The organism is Sphingobium jiangsuense (assembly GCF_014196495.1).
GTDB lineage: Bacteria > Pseudomonadota > Alphaproteobacteria > Sphingomonadales > Sphingomonadaceae > Sphingobium > Sphingobium jiangsuense.
In genome coordinates this window covers 146,545-157,045 of the sequence record NZ_JACIDT010000011.1, presented here as the reverse complement: position 1 = coordinate 157,045, position 10,501 = coordinate 146,545, and the positions used below count along the sequence as shown (strand labels likewise).

Genomic DNA, 10,501 nt, shown 5'->3' with positions numbered 1-10,501 from the left:
CGCGCCGCCGCCACCGCCCGGTCCATGTCCTGCTCGTCCGCCTCGGCCACATGGCCGATCACTTCCTCGCTGTTAGGCGATACCAGCTCGATCATGCGTCCGCTCGCGGCCTCAACCCACAAACCCCCTATGTAAAGCCGATCCGCATGACCAACCTCTATCCCTGATGGCGTCATCCTATATATCCTCTCTTGCTGCGAGACGGGACGGCGCGGCCGGTCCCTGCTTCCTTCATGACCATCATATTAACGTCCGTTACTATTATGCGCAACGTCCCGCGGCAAAATTTTGTGCGGGCGGCTTTACGATCCGGCTCCGTCATTTATAACATGTGTTACGATCAAGCCGCGATCCGACACAATACGGACACCATCTCACCATCATCCGGCCGAGGAGAGAACATGCCGATGGAACAGGAACTGGACGCGCTGCGGCGGGAAGTCGCCGCGCTGCACAGCGAAGCCCGCGCCGCGAGCGACCATATCGCGATCTGCAACCTTCAGGCCGCCTATGGCTATTATGTCGACAAGGGCCTGTGGGACGATGCGGCGGACCTGTTCGCGCCGGACGGCACGCTGGAGATCGCCGGGCGCGGCGTCTATATCGGGCGCGAGCGGGTGCGGCGCTATCTCCATGCGCTGCCCGCCCATGGCCGGGGCACGCTGTTCAACCATATGCAGTTGCAGCCCGTGATCCATATCGCCCCGGACGGCGAGACGGCGCAGGCGCGCTGGCGCACCTTCATCCACATCGCCTTTCTCGGCAAGGAAGCGCGCTGGGGCGAAGCGACCTATGAGAACGCCTATCGCCGCATCGACGGCACCTGGCACATCGCGAAGCTGCAAGGCTTCGTCACCTATTATTGCGAGTATGACAAGGGGCTGAACCATGGCGGCGTGCCGCTGCTGCGCCGCACAGACGGGCTGGAGCCGGACCTGCCGCCGACCCATGACTATGAAGCCTTTCCGGAGGTATTCATCCCGCCCTTCCATTATGAACACCCGACACGGGGGGCGGGCCGATGACCGCGATGCGCAACGCCCGCCCCGCCCCGCACAGCCGGGAAAGCCTCTATGCCGCGCTCGACGGCTGGCTCGACGCGCTGCTCGCCCGCGATCCCTCCCGCGCGCGCTGGGCGCCGGTGGTGCGCAACAGCGAGAACAATGTCGCGCTGCATGTCGGCGACGGGCTCTGGAACACCGTCACCGGGCGCGGGGACTATGACCTGCGCTTCGCCGACCCGCTGACCGGGCAGGTCGGCCTCTTCACCAGCTTCATCGAGACGAACGACGAATCGGGCGCGGCGGTGCGCCTCGGCGTCGATGCGGGCGGCGCGATCGCCGAGGTCGAGCTGGTGATCGTGCGCCAGGCGGACGAGGCGCTCAAATTTCCGAACCCGCGCTTCTACCGCAAACCGGTGCTGGAGGAGATCGTCCCGCCCGAAGAGCGCATGAGCCGCGAGCGCCTCATCAGCGTCGCCAATGGCTATTTTTCGACGCTGGAGCGGAATGACGGCCAGCTCTTCACCCGCTTCCACCCCGACTGCAACCGGGTCGAGAACGGCACGCAGACGACCAACAACCCGGATTTCATGCTGCCCATCGCGAAGCTGGGCTGCGAGGAGCAGTTCCGCACCGGCTGGTATCGCTATGACGACCGGCTGCGCGGCCGCCGTTTCCCGCTGGTGGATGTGGAGCGTGGGCTGGTGCTGGCGCACGGCTTCATCGATCACAGGGGCGCGCTCACCGATTATGAGCTGACCGACGGCACGCGCGTCGAATCGCATATCCGCCGCCCGCACAGCTTCTACCTGTCGGAACTGTTCAAGATCGAGCGGGGCGCGATCCGGCAGATCGAGGCCGATTTCATCACCGTGCCCTATCATATGCCCTCCCCCTGGGACGCGCCGGAGTGGCGGGCATGAGCGCGCGCCTGGACGGCGAGGTCGCCTTCGTCACCGGCGGCGGGCGGGGGCTGGGGCGCGGCATGGCTGAGGCGCTGGCGCAGGCCGGGGCGGCGGTCGCGGTCACCGCCCGCTCCGTCGGCGAGATCGAGGCGACGGCGGCGGCGATCGAGGCGGCGGGCGGCCGCGCCATCGCCATCCGCTGCGACGTCACCGACCGCGCCAGCGTCGAGGCCGCCTTCGCGCGCACGCGCGAGCAGTTGAGCGCGCCGACGCTGCTGGTCAACAATGCCGGGGTGCAGGGGCCGCTCGGCCCGATCGGCGATGTCGACCCCGCCGGCTGGTGGGCCGCGCAGCAGGTGCATGTGCTGGGCGCGCTCCACTGCATCACCGCCGCGCTGCCCGCGATGCTGGCGGCCGGGCGCGGGCGCGTCATCACCGTCGCCTCGCAGGCGGGGACCTTCGTCGCGCCCAATGCATCGGCCTATGCGATCGCCAAGGCGGCGCTGATCCGCCTGACCGAACATGTCGATGCCGAGCGGCGGGCGGCAGGGATCCGCGCCTTCGCGATCCAGCCCGGCACGATCCTGACCGACATGTCGGCGCAGACGCTATCCTCCCCCGATGCGCGCAGCCATGCCGCGCCGCTCGTCGCGCTGCTCGAAAACGTGACGCCGGAGGCGAGCGAGGCGGCGATGCGCAAGTTGCAGGCGCTGACCGTCGATCTGGCGAGCGGGCGCTTCGACGCGCTCGCCGGGCGCTATCTCGACGTCGACTGGGATCTGCCCGCGCTGCTGGCGGCGGAAGGCGGCGAGGCGTGACCGCCACCGCCCTCCCGGCGTCCGGCGCGGCGGAGCGCTTCACCCCGCGCACGCTGCTCAGCCTTCTGCTCTGCGCGCTGGTGATGGTGATCGACGGCTATGATCTGGCGGCGATGCCGCTCGCCGTGCCGCATGTGACCAGGGCTTTCGATCTGCCGCCCGCCGATTTCGGCCTCGCCCTGTCCGCCGTGCTGCTGGGCCTGGGGCTGGGCGCGGTGCTGCTCGCGCCGCTGGGCGACCGACTCGGCAGGCGGCGCGTGATCGTGCTGGGCGCGGCGGTGCTGGGGCTGACGATCCTCGGCGCGGCGAGCGGCACGACGGTCGCGGAATTCGCGCTGTGGCGGCTGGTCAACGGCATGGCGCTCGGCGCCTGTCTGCCCAATGTCACCGCGCTGACCGCCGAGCTGGCGCCCGCCGACCGGCGCGCCAGCACGCTGACGGTGGTGTCGCTCGGTATCTCGGTCGGCGCGATCCTCGCCGGGCTCATCGTGCCGCCGCTGGTCGCGCTGGCGGGCTGGCGCGCGATCTTCACCATTCCCGGCGCGCTGACGCTGCTGCTGGCGGTGGCGCTGCGCCTGTGGCTGCCCGCCGACGCCCCGCGCGGGGAGCGGCCCGCCAGCCCCGGCAAAGGCGCGATCCCGCTCGCCCGGCTGCTGCGCCCGCCGCTGCTCTGGCCGGCGGCGGTCTTCGCTTTGCTCTACGGCATCAACGCCTTCGCGCTCTATCTGGTGACGAGCTGGCTGCCCACGCTGCTGCCGCAGGCGGGCTTCGCGGTGGATGCCGCCGCGCGCTATCTCTCGCTCCAGCAGTTCGGCGGCTTCGTCATCGGCCTGATCCTCGCCCGGCTGCTCGACCGCGGCCATGCGGTGAAGGCGCTGGCGGGCACCTATGCGCTGATCGCCGTCGCCTTCACGCTGTTCGGCGTGGTGAAGCCGGACGCGATCGGCTGGGGCGCGCTGATCCTGATCGCGGGCGGCGGCATCAGCGGCGCGCATCTGGCGATATTGGCGGTGGCGACGGGCTTTTTCCCGCGCGAGCTGCTCTCCACCGCCATCGGTTTCGGCGTCGCGGTGGCGCGGATCGGGGCGATCGGCGGGCCGCTGCTGGGCGGGGCGATCATCGGCGCGGGGATGAGCGTGCCCGCCTTCTTCCTGATCGCCGCCATGCCCGCCCTCGCCTGCCTGGCGATGACGGCGCTGATCCCGGTGGCGCAGCGATACGGCCGCGCCGCCGCATGAAAAAAGCCGGTCCGACCATCGCCGGACCGGCCTTTTTCCATCCTTCCTCGCCGAAAGTCAGTCGCCGCTGTCCGGTGCCGGGCTTTCCGGCATGAGGCGATATCCGAAATCGCGTCGCCCCTTCCACGCCGTCAGCATCGGCCAGTAATAGGCGCGATAGGGCCAGAGCAGCGCCGCGTTGAACAGGATGGTCAGCGTGCCGAACACGACCTCCACCACGCCCCATTCCAGCACGAAATTCCAATAGGCGATGACGATGGTGAGCGGTACCGAGGCCGCCGCCGCCAGCGGCATCGCCCGGTCGGCCAGCACCGCCACCGCGATGGCGATCTCGGCGACCTTGATCCAGGCGAACAGGCCGCTGTGGATCAGCGCCAGCGTGAATTCCTGCCCCAGCGGCGTGTTGCCCAGCGGCTGGAGATTATAGGGCAGGAAATATTCGATGCCCGAAAACAGATACCAGCCGCCATAGACGATGCGGCTGACATGATAGAGTGGCTTCATGGTCCCGATCCCCGATTTGTGTCTCGAAAATGAAAATGCCCCGAAGCACGGGCTCCGGGGCATTGGACGACAGGTGATTGCGATCAGAAATTGCGCTTCAGGGTCACGAACCATTCGCGCGGACGGCCCAGAGCACCGGTGTTGAGGCCGTAATTGCCGACATTCTCGCTCTTGCCGACATAATAGAATTTGTCGAACAGGTTCGTCGCGCCCGCGCTCAGCTCCCAACTGCTCTCGACATCGCGATAGCTGACACGCAGGTTGAACAGGCTGCGCGCCTCGATCTGGTTGTCCGCATTGTTGACCGAGTTGAAATAGAAGCTCGACTGATAGTTCCAGTCCAGACGCGGTGTGATCGAACCGGCATTGCCCAGATCGACCCTGTATTGCAGGCCGGCCGAAGCCTGCCAGCTCGGATTGAACGGGGCCACCATGTCCAGCGTGACGCCGGTGGTGGGATCGACATCGGTATATTTGAAGTCCAGATAGCCGACCGACGCGTCGAACATCAGGCCATCGACCGGCTGGGCGCTCAGTTCCGCTTCGAACCCGAAGACCTCGGCATTGCCCGCATTGGCGGGCATGGAGCAGGTCGAGCTCGCCGTTTCCGGGCAGAAATAGCGGTTGATCTGAAGGTTCTTGTAATCGTTGAAGAACACAGCGCCGTTGAGGCGGACCTTGCGGTCCAGCAGGTCGGCCTTGAACCCGGCCTCATAGGCGTTCAGCGTTTCCGGGTCGAAGGTGGTGATCTGGTCCACCGTATAGGGACGCGGGTTGATGCCGCCACCCTTGTAGCCGGTGGAGAACTGCGCATAGACCATCAGTTCCGGGCTGAAACGGTAATTGGCGCCGATACGGTAATCGACCCGGTCGCCCTTGTAGGTGCCGGTCTCGCCGTCCAGACCCGCCAGCAGCCAGTTCATGGTCAGCGGGATGCCCGACGGCAGCGAGCCGTCCAGATTGCGGCGGGAGAATTGATAGGTCTTCTTGTCGTCGGTGTAGCGGATGCCGCCGATGATGTTGAAATCGGGCGCCGGATGCAGTTCGACATGGGCGAAGACGGACTTGCTCCTGTTCGTCACCGGATCGTTGAGCAGGAAGTCGAACAGCGGCGAAATGATCTGGTTGCGGCCGGTCTGGAGATCGTCGGCGTCATAATAATAGCCGCCCACGGTGTAATCGGCGAAATCGCCCACCTTGCCGCTCAGCCGCAGTTCCTGCGTGAACTGCTTGTGGCTGTAGCTGAACTGCTGAAGCACGACGTTGAGCGGCGAACCGTCGAGATCGATGCCGCTGGTGCCGCTCGCCTTGCGATAGGAGGTGATCGACTTCAGGCTGAGCGTATCCGACAGCGCATAGTCGATGGAGCCGGAAATGCCGTAGCTCTTGGCCGTGCTGCGGGGGCTGGACACGAAGTCGCCGGGCTGCACCTGATAGGGGGTGCCGAACACGGTCGTGTAATTGCCGCCCGAAACATAGCTGGCATAGCTGGTATAGCTCTTCGATCCAGTGATGAAGCGGCTGTCCATCGGCACGCCGCCATTGGGATCGGCCGCGTCATAGCTGCGCACCGCCGGGTTGTTGGCGTAGATCAGCTTGGTCGCGACCTGTTCCGAATTATTCTGCGCATAGTCGCCGATCAGGTTGATTTCCAGCGGCGAGCCGGCGGGCGCATAGCGCAACGCGGCGCGGATGCCCTGCACGTCGATGCCGCCCTCGGTGCCGGTCTGGCAATCGGTGCCGCCGCGCGTCGACGCAATACCTTCGCCCGGATTGACGCAGCCATAATCGAGCAGCTTCATAAAGCCGTCGGTACGCTTCGAAACGCCTGAAATACGCGCATAAAGGCCGTCGGCGATGGTGAAGCCCGCGCTGGCGCGCAGGTCGAGCCGGTCATAGGAGCCGGTGCTCGCCTCGACGAAGCCGCCGCCATTCTCGTCCGGCTTGCGGCTGAACAGCTTGACCGAGCCGCCGATGCTGTTCTTGCCCGCCAGCGTGCCCTGCGGCCCGCGCAGCACCTCGACGCGGTCGAGGTCGGTCAGGTCGAGAATGGCGCCGAAGGTGGTGCCGTAATAGACATCGTCGATATAGATGCCGACGCCCGGCTCCAGCGCGAAGTTGGAGTCGTTCTGGCCGACGCCGCGAATATAGGCCTGCACCGCGCTGCCGTTGAGGCCGGTCGCCGCCGTCAGGTTGACGTTGGGCGCCACGCCGGTGAGGTCGGTGACGCTTTGCAGGTTCTTCGCCTCCAGCGTTTCGCCGGTGGTCGCGGTGATCGCGATCGGCGTGTCCTGAAGGCGCTGGCCGCGGAACTGCGCGGTAACGACGATATCCTGCATGCCGACGGCCGAAGCCGCCGCGTCATCGGCCTGCGCGGCTTCCTCCTGCGCATGAGCCTGCATGGAAACAAGGGCGAACGCGACCGCCGCCCCTGCGACGCTCCGTCCGAAATAAGTCTTTAGACCGGCATTCATTGTATCTTATCCTCCCACCACGAAACGGGCTGCGCGGAACGAGCGGACCCATGCCTTGCGAACCGCTTCGCAAGACCCCCGATCCTGGGACAGGAGGATACCCCCGGCCCCTCTCCGTTCAGCCGAAATGGCCTGATAGCGGCTCCCGTCGAGCCCTTGTCTTTGGAGGAGGACGCCATGGTTGACGGCGCCCTCTTCTCCCTTCGATCCTAACGATCGTTACAACTGTGTCAAGCCGTCTCGATGCATCATCGATCAGGCCGCGACTTCTTTTTGCCGTGCGCGGGCGCGGGCCAGCTGGTCGGCGGAAACCCACGCGCCATGGACCTGCGCCCGCATCGGCAGCGGCATCGGCACGCGGGCGATCGGCCCCTTGCCGATGTCGCCCGCCTCCACCACCCAGAGTTCGGAGCGAAAGCCATCCTCGCCCGCGCGGCGATCGACCATGGCGAGCAGCCAGCCGTCATGGTCCGGCGCGGAGGAGGGGACATGCACCGGCTCGTTGATCGCCATCTCCGGCTCCAGCGCCATCATGTCGAGCCGGCCATTGCCCGGCTCGACCCGGAAGAGCGCGTTGAACGCCACGCCGACCGGCCCGCCCGGCAGCGGCGGCCCGCCCTGCGGGTTCATCGACAGATACCAGGCGGCGCGATAGGCGCGCCCCTGATCGGCGTCGCGCAGGCGCGGCATGTCGCCCGGCGGGCCGATAATGCGCGACTCGAAGCTCTCCCCTTCCTTCGACATGTCGAAAGTCCAGCGGGTGAGGCCGCCCTGTATCTCCTGTTGCGCGCGCTGCACACCGCCCGCCTCGCGCATGAAACCGAAGGCGTTGGTGTCGGACAGGCAGAGGTCGAGATGGATGAAATCGCCGTCATCATAGGCGTTGACCAGATGGAAGGCGGAAACGCCCTTCGGCCCCTTGAACCAGCGCATCTCCTCGACCTTGCCGTAGCGCGGCATGATGCCGACCCAGCTTTCCAGATCCTGCTGATGCGCCCAGTGCGGTCCGCCCGCCTTCAGCCGGTCGAGATCGGCGGTGGTCGGGAAGATCGGGAACAGCGCATAATGCTCGGTGATCGCGAAATCGTGGATGGTCGAGCAATAGGGCTGCCGGAACCATTGCTCCGACACCAGATTGCCGTTCCGGTCGGCGATGCAATAGGCGACGTCGGTGGTGGCGAGGCCCCCCGCCTCATAGCCGAAGAAGAACATCTCCCCAGTCTCCGGGTCGACGCGCGGATGGGCGGTGAAGGTTTCGGATTTCAGCGCGCCATAATAATCCCACCGCCCGATGGTTTCGAGCGTTTCGGGGTCGATCTCATAGGCGAGGCCGTCCTCCTTGGTCATGAACAGGCGGCCGCCGTGCCAGACCGGCGTGGTGTTGGCGACGGTGCGATCCTTGCCCGCGACGGCGGGATCGTCGGTGAACGGGTTGCGATATTGGCCGAACAGCGCGCGGCGCGCCTCCTTCTCCAGCCGGTAGCGCTCCGTCTCGACATAGCGGATCGCATAATCGACCGTGCCGCCGTGGATCGAGAATTTGGCGACCATGCCGTCGCCGGACAGGACGATGTCGTCATCGAACATCGGCGCATGCGCGGGATCGGGCACGGCGCGGAAAAAGGCGCCGTCTATCTCCGCCGGAATTTCGCCGACGACATCCAGATTGCGCGCGGACCATTCGATGCCCACCGGCGTATTGAGGCCGGTGAAGTGAATGGTCCGGGGGAAATTGGGCATTTCTCGCTCCTCTCCTCATTCATTGGCCGCAATAGTAACAATCGTTATTGTTATTGCCAAGAGGCCGATGCGGAAAAGGAGCGTCATTTGCCGGAAAGTGCGGCGGAAATGTCGCAATCGGGTTTAGCCGGGAGGTTCCATCTCCCGCACAAAGCCATCCACCATCGCGGCGAGGCTGGCCTCCACCGCCTGTTCGACCGGAATCAGCGCCTCGATCGCCGCGCCCTTGGGGCCGGTGACGAACCCCGTCCAGCCGGTCACCAGCGCCTGCACCGCCGACTGCACGATCATGCCGCGATCGACCGGCAGCCCCATCGCCGCCAGCCGCTCCGTCAGGGAGGCGACGGTGCTGTCCTGCACCTCCTCCTGCGGCGGCGCATAGGCGATCAGCTTCGCGATATCGCGCGTTTCCCGCTGCTTGCGCCAGAGCGCCCGGCCGAAGTCGAGCATCCAGCGCCGCCAGTCCGCCCCGTCCGGCACGGCTTCCAGCGCGTCGCGGAACAGGCGGTTGGACATCAAAGCGAGCAGCATCTGCTTGTCGCCGACATGGCGGGCCAGCGACGGCGCCTTCGCATCCAGCCGGGCGGCGACGCGGCGCAGCGACACCGCCTCCAGCCCTTCCTCGCGCAGGATGGCGATGGCCTCCGCGACGATCATCTCCCGATTCAGTTTCATGGCGCCCCTTGTCGCAAGGCGGCGGCGATGTTTCCAGCCCCTCTTGCATCAAAAAGCTTACAGTGTAAGTTTCTGCGGAAGAAGAGAGGAGACGAATCGATGTATCCATTCACCCAGGGGTCGTTCGCGGTGCGCAACGGCTGGTATGTGGCCGCCTTCGCGCGGGACGTGACGCGCGATCTGCTGGCGCGCACGATCCTCGGCCAGCCGGTGGTGCTCTACCGCAAGCAGGACGGCACCGCCGTCGCCGTGGGCGGGCGCTGCCCCCACCGTCATTATCCGCTGGGTGAAAGCTGCCTGAAGGGCGACAGCATCGAATGCGGCTATCACGGCATCGCCTTCGGCCCGGACGGCCAGTGCACGAAGGTGCCGTCGCAGGCCCATGTGCCGCGCAGCTACCGCATCCCCACCTATCCGCTGGTCGAGCATGGGATATGGATGTTCATCTGGATGGGCGAGCCCGACCGCGCCGACCCCGCGCTGCTGCCCGACCTCGCGGAAATCGGCGCGGACGGCGGCGGCATGATCCTGCGGCCCTTCTATTCCGAGCATGTGAAGGGCCGCTATCAGCTGCTCAACGACAATCTGCTCGACCTCACCCATCTCGCCTATCTGCATGCGTCCAGCATCGGCACCGAGGACAATGCGTCGGTGCCGGAGGAGCTGACACGCGAGCCGGGCGTGCTGCGCAGCCGCCGCCACATCCGCGACGCCGCGCCGCCGCCGGTGGTGCGGACCTTCCATGGCGAGGATATCGAGCGGATCGACCGGGTGGTCGGCATGGATTTCTACCTGCCCGGCTTTCACGCCGGCATCGGCGACATGGCGGTATCGCGCAGCAACCCGGTACGCGGGGGCGAGCAGCTCAACCGCAGCCGCGTCTATCATGCGGTGACGCCGGAAACGCCGACCAGCTGCCATTATTTCTTCGCGATGGCGGCGGAGGACGAGGCCGGGCTGGACCGGATGGACGCCTATCTGCGCCCCGTCATCGCCGAGGACAAGTTCGCCACCGAGGAGATCGAGAAGATGCTGGCGATCGTCGGCGAAAACCCGGAGGAGCTGCTGCTCAGGAGCGACCGCAACGCCGTCGAGGGGCGACGGATGCTGCAACAGATGATGGACGCCGAACGCGCGCCCGCCTGA

The 10,501-nt window shown here is 66.4% G+C and carries 9 protein-coding genes; 5 read left to right on the top strand and 4 right to left on the bottom strand.

Annotated features, from left to right (window positions below; translation table 11 throughout):
• Positions 1–401: 401 nt before the first annotated feature.
• Genes GGR43_RS15635 through GGR43_RS15620 form a run of 4 tightly spaced genes read left to right on the top strand, consistent with a single transcriptional unit; the run spans position 402 to position 3,962 of the window.
• A complete protein-coding gene (locus tag GGR43_RS15635; protein WP_188072916.1) occupies positions 402–1,025 on the top strand; it encodes a nuclear transport factor 2 family protein in 624 nt (207 codons plus the stop codon).
• Positions 1,022–1,924 carry a DUF8021 domain-containing protein gene (locus GGR43_RS15630; protein ID WP_246343799.1) on the top strand — a complete coding sequence of 301 codons (903 nt, stop codon included), beginning with the start codon at positions 1,022–1,024 and terminating at the stop codon, positions 1,922–1,924. Before GGR43_RS15635 ends, GGR43_RS15630 begins: the two co-directional genes overlap by 4 nt.
• Entirely contained in the window at positions 1,921–2,724 is an 804-nt protein-coding gene (locus tag GGR43_RS15625) for an SDR family oxidoreductase (protein ID WP_188072915.1), read from the top strand. The genes GGR43_RS15630 and GGR43_RS15625 overlap by 4 nt, the downstream gene beginning before the upstream one ends.
• The gene (locus tag GGR43_RS15620; RefSeq protein ID WP_343054503.1) at positions 2,721–3,962 is read left to right on the top strand and encodes an MFS transporter; all 1,242 of its coding nucleotides are present in this window, start codon (positions 2,721–2,723) and stop codon (positions 3,960–3,962) included. Before GGR43_RS15625 ends, GGR43_RS15620 begins: the two co-directional genes overlap by 4 nt.
• Positions 3,963–4,019: 57 nt before the next feature.
• On the opposite strand, the gene GGR43_RS15615 is transcribed toward GGR43_RS15620, so the two are convergent.
• From GGR43_RS15615 to GGR43_RS15600, 4 genes are all read right to left on the bottom strand, one after another.
• Positions 4,020–4,466 (bottom strand): hypothetical protein, encoded by a 447-nt coding sequence (locus tag GGR43_RS15615; RefSeq protein ID WP_246343797.1) that lies wholly within the window; start codon positions 4,464–4,466, stop codon positions 4,020–4,022.
• Between the two features lie 83 nt (positions 4,467–4,549).
• The gene (locus tag GGR43_RS15610) at positions 4,550–6,940 is read right to left on the bottom strand and encodes a TonB-dependent receptor (RefSeq protein WP_188072914.1); all 2,391 of its coding nucleotides are present in this window, start codon (positions 6,938–6,940) and stop codon (positions 4,550–4,552) included.
• Between the two features lie 255 nt (positions 6,941–7,195).
• On the bottom strand, positions 7,196–8,680 hold the full coding sequence (gene nov2, locus GGR43_RS15605) for a lignostilbene-alpha,beta-dioxygenase NOV2 (RefSeq protein WP_188072913.1): 1,485 nt from the start codon (positions 8,678–8,680) through the stop codon (positions 7,196–7,198).
• 123 nt (positions 8,681–8,803) lie between these two features.
• Positions 8,804–9,355 carry a TetR/AcrR family transcriptional regulator gene (locus GGR43_RS15600; RefSeq protein ID WP_188072912.1) on the bottom strand — a complete coding sequence of 184 codons (552 nt, stop codon included), beginning with the start codon at positions 9,353–9,355 and terminating at the stop codon, positions 8,804–8,806.
• 99 nt (positions 9,356–9,454) lie between these two features.
• Here GGR43_RS15600 and GGR43_RS15595 point away from each other — a divergent pair, with 99 nt between their 5' ends.
• Positions 9,455–10,501 (top strand): aromatic ring-hydroxylating oxygenase subunit alpha, encoded by a 1,047-nt coding sequence (locus tag GGR43_RS15595; protein ID WP_188072911.1) that lies wholly within the window; start codon positions 9,455–9,457, stop codon positions 10,499–10,501.

Excerpts from the sequence above, each read along its gene's own strand:
- GGR43_RS15635 (WP_188072916.1), top strand. The coding sequence starts at position 402 with ATGCCGATGGAACAGGAACTGGACGCGCTGCGGCGGGAAGTCGCCGCG.
- GGR43_RS15630 (WP_246343799.1), top strand. The coding sequence starts at position 1,022 with ATGACCGCGATGCGCAACGCCCGCCCCGCCCCGCACAGCCGGGAAAGC.
- GGR43_RS15625 (WP_188072915.1), top strand. The coding sequence starts at position 1,921 with ATGAGCGCGCGCCTGGACGGCGAGGTCGCCTTCGTCACCGGCGGCGGG.
- GGR43_RS15615 (WP_246343797.1), bottom strand. The coding sequence starts at position 4,466 with ATGAAGCCACTCTATCATGTCAGCCGCATCGTCTATGGCGGCTGGTAT.
- GGR43_RS15610 (WP_188072914.1), bottom strand. The coding sequence starts at position 6,940 with ATGAATGCCGGTCTAAAGACTTATTTCGGACGGAGCGTCGCAGGGGCG.
- nov2 (WP_188072913.1), bottom strand. The coding sequence starts at position 8,680 with ATGCCCAATTTCCCCCGGACCATTCACTTCACCGGCCTCAATACGCCG.
- GGR43_RS15600 (WP_188072912.1), bottom strand. The coding sequence starts at position 9,355 with ATGAAACTGAATCGGGAGATGATCGTCGCGGAGGCCATCGCCATCCTG.
- GGR43_RS15595 (WP_188072911.1), top strand. The coding sequence starts at position 9,455 with ATGTATCCATTCACCCAGGGGTCGTTCGCGGTGCGCAACGGCTGGTAT.